Below are 16,554 nucleotides of genomic sequence, written 5' to 3' on the forward strand. Positions count from 1 at the left end.
CGATACGCTTATATCCGTGTTGGAAAACGAGTTTGAAAGGGAACTTCCTGCACCGCTCCCAGAGAAACTCGTACCTATACTGTTGTCGAACAAGGCTATTCAAGCCACATTCGACAAGTTCGGTTTGACGGACACATTGGCTTCTGACGAGCAATACGGCCGTCTTTACACCGAACTCACAGGCACGATAGTGCTGCTCATCGAGAGCAACAATCTGCCAACGGTCAAACAGACGGAGGAAGCAAGCCCGAAGGCGTTGTAGGCAAAGGCGCACGCAAAGTTCCTGATGCCGTTTCTTATCGTGCAAAGGTACAACGGCAGCCTGTCTGCCCTGAAAGGTCGAGTCCTGCGGATGGAGAGAAGAATCTCCACCGCAGGATTTTTCTGTTTCAAGGTGGTATTGCCATTTTCTATATCCATGCGGTCGTATTCATCTCTCCCAACCTTGCAAGGCTGGGCTGCCGTAGAGAGATAGGCACGACAAGAATACGGCATACTCAGGCTCTTTGGACGCAAGGCGTAACAACTAACAACAGATAGGACTGACGATAATACGGACTATCTATTGTTTGTACAATTTGTTGTCATGACTATCTGTTGTCAAAACTATATATCGTCAAAATAATCTATCGATAAAACTATCTATCGACACTTCGATATCTCGATTTGTCGAACTATCGAATTATCGATAAAACAACAAAATAATAAAAGGAACGAACCGGCACCTCATCTCATTACCGCAATAACACAGACGGATTTCCTTTGTTTTTCTATTGCTTTCTCTCTATTTCCCTGCTTATCCTCATTTCTTGCAGCGGTGCTTCCGAGGGTTTACTTTTGCACCCGAGAAGTACGGCAATGGACTGCATAACAGTTTGTTTGCTGAGTAACAATAAAGTAATCAAAACAAAATTAAGGCAATGAAACTCATTATCATCGACCGCAAAGCGTGGGGGCAACATCGCTCCGAATTTGCAGACTTTATCCATCGTGTGGAGAAACTCATCGGTAATCCTCCTGAGACCGAGCAATGGCTCGACAACGAAGCCGTGTGCAAGCGTTTAGGCATCAGCAAGCGTACCCTACAATCATACCGAGATACGGGCAAAATCCCTTTCTCCATGATTGGACACAAGTGTTATTACAAACAGACCGACATCTGTGAAATGCTGAATGCAGTCAAGGATTGAAATCAAAGAATGAATGAATTATGGCAGAGAATGAAATCATTACGCGGGAAGACCCTCAGATGCAGATGTTTGCACAACTGATGGAAGGCACTTTGAAGAAGTTGGAGCGGTATTGTGCCACAGCTCGTCCGATGTTAGATGGCGAGGTTTACCTTTCGAGCGAGGAAGTGTGCAGGCAATTACGGCTCAGCACACGCACGCTCCAAGAGTACAGAAATGCAAGAATACTTCCTTTCTACAAAATCGGAGGGAAGATACTCTACAAGCAGAGCGACATACAAGCCATGCTTGAAAAACACTATAACCCGATACCCAAGAAATTATGGCAAGAATAGATGAAAAAAGGAAACAACGCTTGGAACAAGCCATTAGAGATATGGGAAATTATGGCGTTAAGCTCCGCAAGCCCGAAGAGTTACCCGATTTTGACCAGCCCTTCGATTATGAAGAGGAAAAGAGAAGGTTTGAGCCTGTTGATAAAGTTGAGGAACAAAATGACAAGGAGAGTAACAAGGATTTTTCTCAACCGTCCTATCAAGAAACAGCGTTGTCGCCAACAGAAAGGGCTACTTCTACCGAAGAATTTCATCAAAGAATGGGAAAAACAAAGGACAGAAAGCAATTATCCGAGTTTCAGGGGAAATATCTCCAGCCCTTTCGCAACAGCCACCGCAAAGCCGTGTATGTATCAGAGGAAACCCAACGAAAGTTAGACTTCGTGGTACGGAGAATCGGTAAGCATGGAGCGAGCGTTTCGGGATATGTCGAACAGGTACTGCGGGAACACCTCGACCAATACAAGGAAGATGTGGAAAGATGGAGGAAACTCTGAATTACTGCATTCCTCGAATGCAAGCCTACGCCGAGTTACTGTATTCAATGAATGCAGTAACACAGCAGGGGCTTATAATCCCATTTTCTACATCAGCAAGGTGTGTCTTTGTACCACAAATTGTCATTTGTACCACAAAGACCCTTGCCCCGAAAGGGGATTAAATCACTCCAAAGTCGTGATTAGAAAACATAGAAACGATGAAAAGAAAGAACATAAACAAGCCTGATGGCAGATGTTCCACCAACCCCAAATGGGACAGATGGCACATCAGAATACCCAATCCTCACGACCAGCAGAAAGTTATTGAGCTATATCAAAAGTCGGGAGCAAAAACCAAGAGCGATTATCTAAGGGCAAGATTACTTGGAGAACCATTCAAAGTTATCACAGAAAACAAGTCGGATGAGAAATACTTGCGTGATCTCTCTAACATAATATCTCAAATTCACAAGATTGGTTTTTTCTATAACGAAGCAGTCAAGACCCTAAACAGTTATCACTCTGCCGCTACTGCAAAAAGAATGCTCTGCAAACTCGAAGCCTATTCTGAAGCTATTATTAAACTGCAAGTGCAAGCGATAAAACTAACGGAGGAGTATTCTAATACGGAGTAGATAGAACTGTTGGGTAAATCATAATTTAACGTGAGTTCGACGGATTAAAACATCTGATTTTGTCGAACTCACGTTAAGTTACAATTTGTTTTCTGTTTAATACAGATAAAAGATGGATAGAGGATAAGTAGTATTGCTGTTTTTACTTACCCTCTATCTTTATAACAACAGTTCTTACATTTAGTTCTTACTAGGTCGTCCGCCCAAGACTAATCCAAGAGTTAATCCATATGTGTTAAATCCCTTACGAGTTACCATGACATGTGAATTTATTCTAAGCATATGCCATAATTCCACACCAATTTTTGGCATGATAACAGGAGACGTTGCATTTATATCCATGAACTTATCTCCAACAACTTGATTAAATCCAACACCTAAAGCAACGCTAATGAAAGGATTCACTTTTTGTCCTTGCCGAAAGTTGTAACCACCATTAGCGGCCAAAACCATAGTTCTATTAGACTGCCAATTATCACTATTTTTATCATGCCAGAAATCACGTCGTGCTCCATCTGTTTGCAGTAAAAGGCCACAGTCCCAAGGTGTATCCTTGATGTTATATCGAAGATTTACTGCTAATGATGGGCCAACTAATTTCTTCCCACCATGATACTGATCAAGAGGCAAAGTAACACCAAAATCAAATTCAGTTTCAAAACATTTGACAGGTATCTTTTGTGCGTTACACACTAGAGATAGCATTGTCATAATCGAAAAGACAATATATCTTAGCATAATTATCAATATTTATAGAAACGGACTCCACGCCACTGACGGTCATAATAAGCAGCACCAAACACATCCAGTTTTTTTATATCAAACTCGGAAGGAAGGAAACCAGAAACGCCTCCAACATTACTAAACGAAAATCCGAATGATCTATCAAAGATTACCGATCTTGATTTACAATTAGTATATTCTTTCACTCCGGTAATATACGGATGTTCCTTATTAAACTCAATATTTGTGTTACCCCATACTAAGTAAGCCATCATAGGATCTGTTGATGTAATTCTTTTCTTTACTGGAGAATAGATATACTTGTTCTCCAATGATTTTAGTTGAGAATAAACAGCCTTAGCTGGTGCTTCATAAAGTTTGTTGCCTATCTTCTCACGCCAATCAGTATTTCCAATCTTAATTTCGGGAATCAAGCATATTATATCGTCTGTCCAATCTTTTATGAACTTCAATTTATGATAGTTGCCATAGAAAAAATTTGACTGAATATTATTTATTGCACCCGTAAAAGTATTCCAATTCGTATTCATTGTAGGATTAATGGTAGAATAGTTTCTTGGATTGTTGTATTTCATAACTCCATCTAAACCATTAAATCCAATTACAATCTTGGAAGCTTTTTCTCCTTTCCAATATGGGATGCCTAAGAATTTTTTCCTTTTCTGCATATTTACTTTTATACCAGCACTAGCATAAAATCCATAGTTCACATCAAACACTTCCATCTGAACACGATGTTTTTTAGAGAAGTAGTTTTCGCGAGACACATCCTTGCCCCTGAGCCAATCGAAAAACTTTTGTACCACGCTATGATTCTTCCATAAATATGAGTTCGTATTATAACCCACGTGAAAAGCATTCTCTGTATATGTGTCATTAGATGCTGCTCGAGTTAGAGTTGCTGTTATTGGTTCGTCTACAGCCTCAAATTCAGAATATTGAATACTTTTATCAGAGAATGTTCTTGTGAAAGTAACATTCTCATCAAGAGCGACAGAAGCTCCTGGATTTACTTTAAGCTTAAGTTCAGGATTAAATGTTCTGATAGATTCATCAAGCAGCTTCTCTTTCTTGACATCAATGGAGAATGTCCCCTGATCTGTGATTTTATAAAGTCTACCTTCCACGCATACACGAAGAGTTGTGTCAACCATATGCGTCATAATATCATCAAAGAGCAAATTTTCCGCCTTCATAACATTATATTCGTCTTCGGTCATCTCTTCCAACTCATTCAGTCCTTCTAGATCCTCATAGAATATGCTGTTGTCTTTTCTGTCAATACTAACTTCAGAGTTCGCGCGTGTTTTATGGCGACCATTAGCAAGACGTTCACTCAAATCTGCTACAGATTCAAAATGACCCCCACCTGTTGCTCTTGTGTTAGGTAAAACTTTGTGGTATGCGGAGGCTTTCGTATTGTCTTCTGAATATTGCTCCACGAAATTTTGAAGACTCTGGATTGTAGGAAACACCAAGTACCCTTCGTTTGAAACCGAAACTGACGAACTCGCTAATTGGTTAACTGCATGTGCTGGTGTAACATCCTGACTAAGGTCATCTGACGAACAAGCTGTAATGAGACTTGCAGTCAACAAAAAGAATGCTAATTTTTTCATGTTGAGTTTTATTTAGAATTAAACAATTTAGAGCATACCAAAAGTATATAACATATACTATTTCTGCAAGTTGAAATGTCATGAAACGGAAATAAATGTCAGCGAGACGGAAAAATTAGTGTTCTAACTTATACATTCCCAATAATTGGCAAGTTCCACTACAAGCTTTTTTTAAAAGGGGCTCGTGAATTTGCACTTGCTTGTTGAGTCTACCTTTAATTTTTGCGCACTGTCGGTCTGCTCTATCTTGTAATTCTCAATTAATTCTCGTTTCTTTTCCTTTTTTTGTTCTTTTCTAGCCTTTATGATTTCTCCAATATTAATTTGATAAGGTTTCGTATCATACTCTCGTGTAAAAACGGGCGTTCCAGTTTTGGGGTCAGTGATGGATTCGACGATATCCTCTTTGACTATCTCTTTAAAAGTACTACATGATGTCATTAAAAGCAAAGCAATCAATGAATTACAAGCATAAATATAAAAATGTGTGTTCTTTATTTTTTTCATAAGACAATAAATTATTTGCTAAGCCATTGCTTGAATTTGCAAGCCTTGTCCTTGCTTATTATTATATTGCTATCATTACATCCTTTAATCTTGACATGAAGTTTAGAACTGAAAAAGAATGAAATTTTTTCTAAGTAATTGATGTTTGCAATATATTGTCGATTAATGCGAAAAAAAACGTCAGGATTGAGAGTTTCTTCTAAATCAGACAGTTTGTCGCTCATGACATAGGTTTCGCCATCATGCTTATAAGCCACAACTTGACGTTTTCCACTATAAATGCAACTAATTTCGTCAGCCTTCAATGAAACTAGTTCATCCCCTTTTGTAACCAAAAAGCGTGAACGCCATATTTGCATGTCCCGTGCCACTACAGACAGTGCAGTAGGCGTAGTATCTTGATGTAATAGCATATTGATTTTATCCAAAGAGTTGAATAGCTCTTTACTATTCACAGGTTTAAGCAAATAATCTATGCCGTTTGATTTTATAGCATTCATAGCATATTCATCATATGTGGTTGTAAAAATGACAAAGGAAGTTGGCATGTTCAACTCAAAGGCTTCAAATACAGTGTATGCGCCAAGTCTTATGTCTGATATGATTAAATCATAATCGTGATCACTTGCAAGAAAGTTCTTGACCTCATCAGTTGTTTGAAATGGCCCCAGGATTGTAATGGAATCATCGTAGTCGTTTATCAATCTAATGAGGCGTTTTGCACTTAACGCCTCATCTTCTATAATAACAATTTTATTCATTTTTCAATAATTGGAATGTATACTTTAAATTCTGTGTTGCACTCCCTGATATCAATACCTGTTCCTGTCTCGAGGATGTATCTTTGTTGCAAATTTTGCAATCCAATACCCAAGGAAAAAGATATTCTCGCCACATCGTCTTTGCATGATTGCATGTTGTTTGACACTATTATTTTATCATCCTTGCGATCTATACATATAATCAATGGGCTTTCACGGGAAGCAAAATTATGTTTAATCGCATTTTCAACAAGGAGTTGTATGCTCATTGGCAACATATACTCATTACTATTTATAGGGAAATTAGCAATACGGAATACAACTGACTCCCCGAACCGCACATGCAAAATGTCAGTATAATTTCTTGCAAAAAGTATTGCTTCTGACAACGGGACGAGATCCATGTCAATTGTCTTCAATACATGTCTGTACACATTTGCAAGACGAAGCGTAAATTCTTCTGCCTTAGTCCCGTTTTCTCTTGTCAACTCAGTCAAGACACTCAGGCTATTGAATAGAAAATGTGGATTTAACTGAGCTTTGAGAGATTTTTTCTTAAACGATATATATTCATTGTAGTAACTTTCAACAATCTTTGTATAGTAATGATTCACGTTAATCAGTCCAATGAAAGATGCAATTAAGGCAAAGATATAAGAGTTTCCCCAACAATCATCATCAGGGGGATTGTTACAAATTACGTCCTCATAAATAAACTCACAAATCAAAGCGAGAATTATATTTATAAAGACTATATACCATGCCATTCCTGTTAATTGCTTATTTGTTATATGCTGACGTTTCTCAGACAGTTTAATAAGCTGATTACATATAAAAATGCTTGTCAAGGAGAATAATGAGCAATAAACAAAATCTTCAATAATTTCACTTGAATGGTTTAAAACACTCCGTGAAAAATCATCATAATCTCCAGCAAGCCATATCACATCATAAAGAAAAAATGTCATGATAGTGATTAGCAACCATTGTTTAATCTGATGTTTTGTTTTCATTTTTTGCTCTAAATTTATAACGAATTGTCAAAACACTCAATTTTATGATTAAATAAGTGCAGGAAGGTACTGACATACTTCGTTTTTAGACCTTTAAAGGAAACATACTTGATTCATACCCATAAGATACATGAGAGTTGGAATTTCACCCTGACGTCCTCGCAGGAAACAGACTTTAATATTTTATCTTCCATACCTACTTCTTATTTATCGACAATTAAGTCCTTGATATTCACGGATAGATATTCCGCTATTTTATTCAGCAAGTCTAAAGAGGGTTGTTTGCGATTGCTGCAATACGCATTGATTGTACTGAAACTCTTGCCAAGTTCCTTTGCCAATTGCGTTTGGGAAATTTCTTTTTCCACAAGCACAAGTTTTATTCTGTTCAGTTTCATCTTCCAAGCTTTTGATTTACAATTATCAAATGCAAAGATAACAATTATATTTCATCAAACCGCTTGTTTTACGATATATTTATAGATTTATTTTGTATATCTATCCTTTTGTAATTATTTGAAAAGTAAAAAGAATGGAACAACAAGCACTTTTTCTCTAATTCCTACTGCTTTTCATAAAGAAATCATTATCTTTGCAACATAGAATTAACGTGTTCTTTGAAGCATTGCAGAATAAAGAAAGGAAAAGAAACTCGCTCGTTTCTTAATCGTTCATCTTATTATATCATATATTCTGTTTCCTATTAGTAATCAGTCGATTACATTCACAGACACTACTTTTATGCGGAGATTTGCGATTTTCGTACCGCCAAAGACATCGGTATCGACAGACCAGAGAAGAATGAGATACTACACAATATACCGCCAACACCCGAGCAGGAGGTTTTTATCGGCAAGCTGATGGAGTTTGCTAAGAGTGGCGATGCCACAATCTTGGGACGAGTACCTCTGAGTGAGAGCGAGGAAAGGGCAAAGATGCTGATTGCAACAGACTACGCGAGGAAGATGAGCCTTGATTTACGCATGATAGATGAAAATGCTTACTCAGATCATATCGACAACAAGGCAAGTCACTGTGCTAAGATGCTCAATGACTATTACCAAAAGTTCGACGCACAGAAAGGAACGCAGTTCGTTTTCTCTGATTTAGGTACTTATAAGCCCGGTGGAGACTTCAATGTCTATTCGGAAATCAAGCGTAAGCTGGTAGAAGACTATCATATCCCGTCCTACGAGATACACTTCATTCAGGAGTGCAAGAACGAGAAGGCAAAGAAAGCGATGGTAGATGCCATGAACCGTGGTGACATTCGCATTATCTTCGGTTCTACCTCTATGTTGGGTACTGGTGTGAATGCCCAGCAACGTGCCGTGGCGGTCCATCATTTGGACACGCCTTGGCGACCTTCGGACTTAGAGCAACGCAACGGACGAGCCGTGCGCAAGGGAAACCTTATCGCCAAAGAGTTTGCGGACAACAAGGTCGATGTGATTATCTACGCTGTAGAGCGTTCTTTGGACAGTTATAAGTTCAATTTGCTGCATAACAAGCAGCTCTTCATCAATCAGCTAAAGACAAACACGCTTGGCAGTCGTACCATTGATGAGGGTTCAATGGATGAGGACAGCGGCATGAACTTCTCCGAGTATGTAGCAGTGCTTTCAGGTAATACCGACCTTTTAGAGAAAGCAAGATTGGATAAGAAGATTACCACCTTGGAATCAGAGCGCAAGAACTTCCTCCGTGAGCGTGATGCCGCAAACGGCAAGTTGGCAGAGATTGAGAGTTCCGTGTCCTTCCATACAGACAAAATTAAAGAGGCACAGTCTGACTTAGCTCTCTTTGAGAAGCGTGTGGAGCGTGATGCCGATGGACAGCCCATCAATAAACTAATAATCAAAGGTGTGGAAGACAGTACAGACATCAAGGCCATTGCCGCACGTCTGCAGGAGATAGACGAAAAAGCACGCACCAAAGGAGAGTACAACAAAATCGGTGAAGTTTATGGTTTTTCCATAATGGTCAAGACAGAGAGCACTTCCAAGGACTTGTTTGACTGCTCCGTGAACCGTTTCTTTGTCAAGGGGCAGGAGAGTATCTACTATACCTATAATAATGGTAAGTTGGCTACAGACCCGAAACTTGCGTGTGAGAACTTCTTGGGTGCGTTGGGACGTATCCCGAAAGTGATAGAATCGCACGAGAAGGAGAAAGAAAAGGTTGCAGTCAATAAGGACATCTACACTGCTATTGCTAATGGAACGTGGAAGAAAGAAGAAGAGCTTCGCTCGCTCAAAGGGCAGTCGGCAGAGCTGGACAGAAAGATTGCTTTGACGATTACAGATAACAAAGAGGATAAGGAGGAGGAAAGGGACATATCCAATAATGAATTTTCCACGTCAATGAAGAGTAGTACCACTCATACACAAGAAAAGGAAGAAGACAACCACTATCAAAGCATCCGCCCTAGATGGAGACACTAAGTCCTTATGAACAAGAGTAATGCGAGTTAGATTTTAGCAAGATATTCTATTTTTGCCAAAATCTAACTATTTAGAAGCTCACTTGTTTTTGTCCAATAGAAAAGGCTTCGGGAAAAGCTTTCTTGAGTTTGTTTAGTTTATTGCTTACAGATAAAGTAAATATTTGCTATTTTAGCCTAAACGCTCTAAACATTTATACAACTGGGTAGCACCTTTATAAGTTCTTACCACTCTCTTACTCTGAACCAGATTAACGCCATAAAATTGTTTTATAGATTCCACAGCCTTAGGCGTTGCCACAACGATCCATCCTTCGCCAGACTCAGTCCATCGCAAACCCATGTTCTGGGTGTTACCATGATTCCAATAGATTGACTCCACCATCAATTCATCATCTTTATTCTTCCAGCCGAATAGACAATCCTCCATAGGTTCCCAATTTAGCTCTTTGGCCAACTGAGGATTGAAAGCTATCCATGATGTCTTATGTGAGAACTGCACAAAGAAGCTTTCCCTTATTACGACTGGAGGCTGACATTCGTGGCATCTAAGATGATAATAGTCTTTGCTCAAACGATGATAAGGCATGTCGCCGAAAAAATTTCTTCCTTCATTAGCAAAACCTTCCGGAACTATCATTTGCAGATACTCTTCACTCGGCAGTCCATCATTGGTTGATGTCAGCAAAGTTGATTCGCCGATAACCACTTTGCTTGAATAGTCAGCAAGGGTAGTATTCAGCCTTGAACATTTTGAGGCTTCATTTTCCCAATTTTTGGGTAGAATATGATATTCGTCTATCTCAATATGATGAATAAAAGTCGGTTTCTCTTCCACAGACCATGTCGACACAGCATAATCATAAAGAGTGAAAACTGGCCTCAATGCCTCAAGAGTCATTGAACTACTGTCCAGTAACTCCCCTGCCGCCTCCATAATACCATTCAGAACGCCCTCAGAATAGGTATGCAGGAACGACATCTTAAGATATATCTTATCCAAATGAGTCCGAAGACGGCTATCAGCCTCGTCAGTCATATCATGTTCTGAGGTATAATGAAGAGCCAGCTGATTTGCTCGATAATAAATGATATCTTCCGATACGTGAAAAATCTCACATAGAAAATCGACAAACGGCGAACCAATTTTGTGGTCGTTTTCTTTTTGCTTTATATTCTTTCCCTTGTTATCCAATAGCCTATAGTCATTTTCCTCGTACTGAAGATTATATATGGCAGGTCGGTTTATTCTCGGCACGTCAGGAGTATCCAGATGAAGTGCATTCAGGATGTCCACTGCATACATTCGCCATAATATATTACGCGAAAGAGCCAATGGCTTAACTATATATCCAAGCATAGTCAGTTTAGGAGAATTCTCTTCAAGCAGAAACTTTCCAACATCAAGGGTCAGTTTATTGTTATTTTCGACCCTAAGATAGTCAACTATCTTATCGCAGCCATGATTAAGAAGTAAAGCCAACAAATAGGAAGCACGCTCTCTGACCGGGTTCACTAAAGAACGTCCAAGAATCAAGATAAATCTGATAATGATGTCCGAAACGCCACTTGGCTCAGTGTTAATAGCCGGATAATCGCCCTTTACAGCGCTTTCTTCGCACAGCAATCTATTCATGTAACTCTGCCATTCGGCATATACCTTACTTTTATCAACCTCGTCAGTCACCAACGACAATATATCATCAATATGCTGAGTCATACCGTAGGAATAGCCATGGGCAAGGTCGTCCACCAATGTTTTCAGGGCTAATTCCTGAGCCTTGTCCTTATCTATCATGCCCATCAGGCGAAACGTAAATATTCTGCTGCCACCATCGTAGAACTTTATCCAGCCCGACGATCTTGACAGTCTGATAGCCTTTTCAGCACATTTCCATGCCTCTGTCATATTTCCATCCCTATAAGCATCCTCACCCTTGTTTATCCAGGTAAACGCGTCATCGTCGCCAGAGCCTTTCGGGATTCGTTCATTATCTAAAGGAGCTTCGCCGAGTTCTATCTTTGAATAAGACTCCTGAACGTTCTCAGTACATTCGGTTTTTACAGCATGATCTATCTTTCTTTTTATTTCATCAGGAAGTTTACCGTCATACAAAGCAATTCCCTTCTTCAGAATCTTTTTCAAGAGATAAGGATGCCCATCCTCATAATCATCAACAAACAGGAACAATCTACAAAACAGTTCTACAAGCATTCCATATTCCTCTTTCGTTTCAACTTCCGTCAATATTCCTTCTATCATATAGGCAAAACCATTGACAAAAGTGGTAAACTCACGGTCTAACATCCACAAATACATATTCAAACCGGAGGCAATATTGTAAGAGAATGCAGCCTTGAGCAGTTCATCTACAATATCTGAAAGGGAAGATTGGTCTGTAATGGTATCAACATATTTTAGCCTCAGTGTTATCCACTTCAGCCGCTCAATGCTTCGCTCCGGTTCTATCCTGTTTATTTCTCTTGTATATTCCGTAAACCAAGACACTTGGTAATCTTTGCTATAGCCTACACAGAAAGTGTCATTCAGCACTCTTCTGAAGCAGTCTATGCCCTTATCCTTGTCACCATATCTTAGCCAGGCTCTGCCTTGTTTTGTGAATTGCTCCATCCTGCCGTTCTGATCCTGTCCTTCCAGCATAGTGGTTTCCACCTCCAGAAGGCATTTTCTTAATAATTCGGAATCGCCGTCATATCTGAACAGCTTCAATGCGGCCTCTCTCTTCAAATCCGAATAGGCATTTGTTTCGGTAAAAACTTCGCGTATTACCTTTCGGATATGGGCAATACCTTCATTTCCAAATCGGGCAGCCACACTTATCGCGATTTTATAATAGTCTATACGATATTTGTTCAGTGCGTAAAGATGCACATCCCTATTGTCGATGCTCCTAAAGAAAAGTAACAGCGACTTCATTATCTGGTTGAAATCATAACTCAAGCCCTTGCCAAGTTCACCATCAGCCGCAGTCTTGGCAAGAATGCAGAGATTACGAGCAAATGTTGTTATCGTCTCATGACCTCCATCCTTGATATCCGCCTTAGGCACCGCCTCCACCACGCTATCATCAAATCCGCATAGTCTACGCAAGAATGCGAGTCTGTACATAGGACGGAAATTCACAAGCGGAGTTTCCATCTCCAGCTTTACGGGGGTTGAAAGTTGCCCGAACTCCAAGCCTTCGATAATTGCTTTCACCTCATCAACATCGTGATATAGCAGCCAACTATCATAAGCGATTATTATTCTCTGATGTGGGTCTGTGTCGTCGTATATCTTTCTGAGAATCTCAAAATATTTTTTTGCATTTTCCGTATCGTCTATCGCCCGACATCCATTTAACACGTACCTCAATATGCTGAATGGCGTATATGGGTTTTTCTCAATATTTAAAATTAAGGTTTGCAGCCGCGACTTAAACCTGTCGGTATCTCCTTTATCAAAGAGGCCTAGCATTACCGATTCTTCCAGGGCAGCATAAATGCTCTCAGAAGAATAACGTTCATAACTTCTTTCCTGCGAATCAAAAAGGTTCTTGGTAAAGGATGCGAGATAGCCGTTTAGCTGTTCGTCACCATAAAAATAAGATGCTGTCCGCATCCATTCCTTCAACACCTCTAGGCGATGGTTGAAATTATCGGTATATCCCAGTTTATCATTTCTCACATACAGAAACCTCGGATATGCTAAATCCAGCAGAAGTCGGGCTTCCTCAATGTCTCCTGCTGCATAGAACTTTCGTGAGCTGATCAGCGCACCAGTTTCATTACACAGCAAGGAGTTGCCCCTGTGCAGAAGATTCTTGGCAAGTTCATATTCACCAAGATCGATGAAATCATCAGTGAAAGTTAACGCAGAATAATCCTGATTCTTGCGCTGCTCCACTTCCGACTTTGCCAGCATATAACGTAGCACTATATAGGGATCGTTTAGGTTTCGACCTATATAAAGACCATACACAGCGTCTTTTTCTATTTCACTGAGCGGACGGAACTGCGACACCTCTTGGCTGAGTTCTGATGGTGTTGCCATATTAAGGAAGTCTTCATATCTGTTCGCCAAATAAAGATACTGAAATGCCAGCCAATGCTTTTCCACTCCCGACTTCAGATATAAATCAGCAAGTTCAGAATAGTAGCCCTGTGCTTTCTGCTTATCCATGTCGCCTGTCATGGCATCACGTCCGGTTTCTCCTAAAAGGAATTGTCGGAAGGAATTATGGAAGAAACTTAATGAATGTGAGTTCTCGTTATAACGCAGTAAAGGCTTTATACTCGTCACAAATGTTCTGACAACGTTCTCCGATGGGCTCCATTCCTTTATAAACTCCCAGTGAACTTCATCATTGATTCGTGATAACAAGCCCAACAGATGCGTCAGCTCGCAGCTTTCAGCAAGAATCTTCGATATAATGCTGCGATAATAGGTTTCAACGTCCTTATTGTATTCAGGCAAGTTCTTCAGTGTTGACGCCAGGTCATCCGATCTTCTTAGAGCCTCAATAATATAAGTAAGATATAGCGGATGGCCCTGTGATTTACTGATTATTTCATCCGTATTTTCTTTGGAGATGACTTCTGCGGGTAAAGTTTTATCTATCAGTGCCACCATTTCCTCACCCGTCAGAGCATCCATCATCACTACTCTGGATTCATCTTTATATTCCGCATGAATATCTTCTAGCAATGTTAGCGATTCATTAAAATGTTGGCTACCCAAAATGATGGTTATGCCTTCAGGAATGCTCTTGGGCGATGGCAGCAATGCTATAAACTCATGTTCACAGTCCTTGTATTCCCTGATGATATGGTCAAGTCCGTCTATGACGATGATTGTTCTGTTGCCATCCTTAACATAGTTATTGTGCATCTGGGATAGCTGGGCAAAGAACGTATCCCTAAGTTCCTTCAGGTCATTGCTTACGATATGTCCGGAGTAATTGTAGCCTCGCTCATTGAGCGCCAGTACCAAGTCATGAAACAAGCTCACGGCCTCACCACGAAGGAATATATTATCAGGGCTTGACGGATTAACAAAGTCAAAAGCATAGTATGTTACAATATTGTAACGGGAATAGCGTGCGAAATGACTTAGCAGCGAGGACTTGCCAGAGCCAGGCATACCTTGTAAAAATATGTAACCCGAGTGATGGGTCTCTATCGCAGCGTTTAGTTTTTCCACAGTCTTATGGATGGGCACATAATGATCCTCATCCACAAATAGGTCGTGATTAAAACGCCGATTGAAACGATACTGCCAATTTAATTTTTCAATAAGTTCCGCACATGTGAATTCCACTCGCCTTTCATTTCCTCCGGCTGTTTCTTCTATCAGTCTATGTAACTTCAAAACATCCGAAGTGCGGATATTTGTATCAGCATTAGTTACTAGGAATTCCTCACATCCACTTCTCTCAACAAACTGAAATACCTTCGCGAACTCACTGAATTCCTCATCTGTTAATTCGGTTTTATCCTTTATACCTTTGATTTCAGCATCAATATCATATTTATCGCTGACATGACGATTAGTAAGCAGGAATGGCATCACAGGTTTTTCTTTGCCCTGTTGAATGCGTTTCCAGCTTTTTGCTATATCTACCACCAATTCTTTGAAATCGGTGATGCTCATAATAGCATCTTTGTCTATCGACCACTTTATCTGGTAAGCGAAAATTGCTTTCCTTGTCTCATAGAATATATCATCAAGTTTCCCTACTTCATCAGAAGCCACACTGATCCTGACGAGATTGTTGTTTATCATCTCGTCATATATGCGTTGAGCGAACAAGTCATATTGATGCTTATATCCACTCATCGCCGCACGTTCTCCTGTAGCTGAAACTTGGGACATATTATAACCTTAATTCCGCAGTTATATTAGTTTGATATTTTTATAAGTACATGGGCAGTAATAAGTTGCCAATGATTTTGTTATGTCGATTATTTCACTTAGCTTAGTTGCTGTAAATCAAATAAGATAAAAAACGCACGACATGGCAAAGATAGCAATTAAATCCGAGAAATTAACCCCATTTGGCGGTATTTTTCAAATCATGGAGGCATTTAACGGCCTTCTTACTCTTTTAGTATAGATTACTTTTCTCCTTTGAGGATAGAGGAATCAGAACTAATGTTATATTATCCTATTTTCAATATTATAGAAAAAATGCGAATGACGAACGAGTTAAGAGTAATTCGTATGCGTAGGATACAAAAAAAATGCTTGAATCTGCTTGAGAGAAATGATTAATTCCTCTTTAGCACTTTATTCTTTGTTGACGAATGTGTGATTATGAAATCATAGACGCCTGATTGTCATTTAGTCTTCACGTGACGATTTTTCTTGGATAGTCTGATCAATCTCCTTATTTTCACTGCACAAAACCGTGTAAATACGCACATATGTAAAGTGATATAATAGACACGAAGAGTGAATTTACAATAGATCAAGAAATGTAGAAATATGAAAAGGATTACAATTATTTTATTTTCGCTAATTTTGACTTTGCCTATAGCAGCCCAAAAGAAAACATTAGAATTAGGCATATATGGAGGTTTGCAAACCTATACAAAAATAGGCAATCCATACGAAAACTCATTCAGTTCGGGCTTTGGCATCGGTTTTCTATCCAAGTATTATATCAGCAATCGTCTTTTTTGGACTACCGACTTATTCGGATCTACCGATGATGGTACAGAATTGAAATTGACGAATATTCCTGAAGGTAATCGGATTTTATCTATGTCTCGTGAAGACTATTCAATAAGTACGGGATTCGGTTTTAATGTTATATCAACAAAACA

The 16,554-nt window shown here is 39.5% G+C and carries 12 protein-coding genes and 2 pseudogenes; 7 read left to right on the forward strand and 7 right to left on the reverse strand.

All coding sequences use genetic code 11. From position 1 onward, the window contains the following. The 5 genes from HMPREF9144_RS06515 to HMPREF9144_RS06535 all read left to right on the forward strand — a co-directional run. A partial coding sequence (locus HMPREF9144_RS06515; protein WP_006045124.1) for a DUF1896 family protein occupies nucleotides 1-262 on the forward strand: 262 nt, incomplete at its 5' end. A gap of 658 nt (nucleotides 263-920) precedes the next feature. Then, nucleotides 921-1,190, forward strand: a complete 270-nt coding sequence (locus tag HMPREF9144_RS06520) for a helix-turn-helix domain-containing protein (RefSeq protein ID WP_006045125.1) — start codon at nucleotides 921-923, stop codon at nucleotides 1,188-1,190. A 20-nt stretch (nucleotides 1,191-1,210) separates the two neighbouring features. Continuing rightward, nucleotides 1,211-1,525 (forward strand): helix-turn-helix domain-containing protein, encoded by a 315-nt coding sequence (locus HMPREF9144_RS06525; protein ID WP_006045126.1) that lies wholly within the window; start codon nucleotides 1,211-1,213, stop codon nucleotides 1,523-1,525. After that, nucleotides 1,513-2,022, forward strand: coding sequence for a DUF3408 domain-containing protein (locus HMPREF9144_RS06530; protein ID WP_006045127.1), 510 nt, complete (start codon nucleotides 1,513-1,515; stop codon nucleotides 2,020-2,022). Before HMPREF9144_RS06525 ends, HMPREF9144_RS06530 begins: the two co-directional genes overlap by 13 nt. A gap of 200 nt (nucleotides 2,023-2,222) precedes the next feature. Next, nucleotides 2,223-2,639 (forward strand): plasmid mobilization protein, encoded by a 417-nt coding sequence (locus tag HMPREF9144_RS06535; protein WP_006045128.1) that lies wholly within the window; start codon nucleotides 2,223-2,225, stop codon nucleotides 2,637-2,639. A gap of 180 nt (nucleotides 2,640-2,819) precedes the next feature. On the opposite strand, the gene HMPREF9144_RS06540 is transcribed toward HMPREF9144_RS06535, so the two are convergent. From HMPREF9144_RS06540 to HMPREF9144_RS06565, 6 genes are all read right to left on the reverse strand, one after another. Next, on the reverse strand, nucleotides 2,820-3,377 hold the full coding sequence (locus HMPREF9144_RS06540) for a hypothetical protein (RefSeq protein WP_009013255.1): 558 nt from the start codon (nucleotides 3,375-3,377) through the stop codon (nucleotides 2,820-2,822). Nucleotides 3,378-3,382: 5 nt separating this feature from the next. Then, the gene (locus HMPREF9144_RS06545; protein WP_006045130.1) at nucleotides 3,383-5,002 is read right to left on the reverse strand and encodes a hypothetical protein; all 1,620 of its coding nucleotides are present in this window, start codon (nucleotides 5,000-5,002) and stop codon (nucleotides 3,383-3,385) included. Nucleotides 5,003-5,173: 171 nt separating this feature from the next. After that, nucleotides 5,174-5,509: a hypothetical protein gene (locus tag HMPREF9144_RS06550; protein ID WP_006045131.1), complete on the reverse strand. Its 336-nt coding sequence runs from the start codon at nucleotides 5,507-5,509 to the stop codon at nucleotides 5,174-5,176. 11 nt (nucleotides 5,510-5,520) lie between these two features. After that, a complete protein-coding gene (locus HMPREF9144_RS06555) occupies nucleotides 5,521-6,270 on the reverse strand; it encodes a LytR/AlgR family response regulator transcription factor (protein ID WP_006045132.1) in 750 nt (249 codons plus the stop codon). Further along, the gene (locus HMPREF9144_RS06560; RefSeq protein ID WP_006045133.1) at nucleotides 6,267-7,283 is read right to left on the reverse strand and encodes a sensor histidine kinase; all 1,017 of its coding nucleotides are present in this window, start codon (nucleotides 7,281-7,283) and stop codon (nucleotides 6,267-6,269) included. The genes HMPREF9144_RS06555 and HMPREF9144_RS06560 overlap by 4 nt, the downstream gene beginning before the upstream one ends. Nucleotides 7,284-7,486: 203 nt before the next feature. After that, nucleotides 7,487-7,681, reverse strand: a complete 195-nt coding sequence (locus tag HMPREF9144_RS06565; protein ID WP_004351958.1) for a helix-turn-helix transcriptional regulator — start codon at nucleotides 7,679-7,681, stop codon at nucleotides 7,487-7,489. A 339-nt stretch (nucleotides 7,682-8,020) separates the two neighbouring features. Here HMPREF9144_RS06565 and HMPREF9144_RS06570 point away from each other — a divergent pair. After that, nucleotides 8,021-9,727 (forward strand): annotated as a pseudogene (locus HMPREF9144_RS06570) (helicase-related protein); the annotation flags it as partial. 171 nt (nucleotides 9,728-9,898) lie between these two features. Here HMPREF9144_RS06570 and HMPREF9144_RS06575 read toward each other — a convergent pair. Next, complete coding sequence (locus HMPREF9144_RS06575) at nucleotides 9,899-15,601, reverse strand: P-loop domain-containing protein (RefSeq protein WP_006045135.1); 5,703 nt, start codon at nucleotides 15,599-15,601, stop codon at nucleotides 9,899-9,901. Between the two features lie 612 nt (nucleotides 15,602-16,213). Between HMPREF9144_RS06575 and HMPREF9144_RS06580 the strand changes: the two are divergent. Further along, a pseudogene (locus HMPREF9144_RS06580) lies at nucleotides 16,214-16,554 on the forward strand (hypothetical protein); the annotation flags it as partial.

The organism is Prevotella pallens ATCC 700821 (genome assembly GCF_000220255.1).
Classification (GTDB): Bacteria; Bacteroidota; Bacteroidia; order Bacteroidales; family Bacteroidaceae; genus Prevotella; species Prevotella pallens.